This window comes from Limosilactobacillus mucosae (assembly GCF_046939755.1).
GTDB lineage: Bacteria > Bacillota > Bacilli > Lactobacillales > Lactobacillaceae > Limosilactobacillus > Limosilactobacillus mucosae_A.
In genome coordinates this window covers 1-424 of the sequence record NZ_JBKZAY010000098.1, presented here as the reverse complement: position 1 = coordinate 424, position 424 = coordinate 1, and the positions used below count along the sequence as shown (strand labels likewise).

Below are 424 nucleotides of genomic sequence, written 5' to 3'. Positions count from 1 at the left end.
TGCACTCGCTTGGTCAATACATCCAAGAAGGGATGCGCAATCTGATGGAAACGGTCGTTAAGCTGGACACGCCAAACCATGACGTCACGATTCCAACGGCTGAAAACGATCTGGACGGCTTGGCCTATCTGCAGGGCAAGAACATGGACTGGGTCAACACCAAGGCCTACCAAGCCGTAGTAGCCGCCCACAATGCCGGTGGCGTGCCAGTCATGACGGTGCACATTCCGCGTGAAGACGAATACACGCTGGGCAGTCTGATTTACTTCTTTGAGGTTGCTATGGGGATCTCCGGTTACTTGAACGGCATCAATCCATTCAACCAGCCGGGTGTTGAAGCTTACAAGACCAACATGTTTGGTCTGCTGGGCAAGCCAGGCTTTGAGGAAGTTGGCGACAAGCTGCGCGCGCAAATGAAAGAAAA

Annotated in this window: 1 pseudogene; it reads left to right on the top strand. The window is 53.1% G+C overall.

The features are described 5' to 3' along the window. Positions 1 to 424: pseudogene (gene pgi, locus ACLUWI_RS10330) on the top strand (glucose-6-phosphate isomerase); the annotation flags it as partial.